1 protein-coding gene is annotated in these 315 nt (G+C 52.7%); it reads left to right on the forward strand.

Annotation, left to right across the window (positions count from 1 at the left end; translation table 11 throughout):
• A partial coding sequence (locus ICE90_RS10770) for an autotransporter-associated beta strand repeat-containing protein (RefSeq protein WP_216192514.1) occupies positions 1 to 315 on the forward strand: 315 nt, incomplete at both ends.

Raw genomic sequence — 315 nt, forward strand, 5'->3', positions numbered from 1 at the left:
CTAAGACTGGCGCAGGCACTTTAGTCCTAACCAATAGCGCCAATGCTTACACTGGCAGCACTACCGTATCAGCCGGCACTCTGTCCTTAACTGGCACAGGCTCCATTGCTACTTCAAGCAGCCTGATCAATAACGCGACCTTCGATATCAGTGGCACCACCTCTGGCGCCTCCATCATTAGCCTATCTGGTAACAGCTCTGGCTCGGTCGTATTAGGCAGCAAGACTCTGACCATGACTAACGCAGCAGATACTTTTGCTGGTGTGATCAGCGGCAATACCGGTAGTGGTGGCAACCTCATCATCTCTGGTGGTG

The organism is Polynucleobacter sp. AP-RePozz3-80-G7 (genome assembly GCF_018882145.1).
GTDB lineage: Bacteria > Pseudomonadota > Gammaproteobacteria > Burkholderiales > Burkholderiaceae > Polynucleobacter.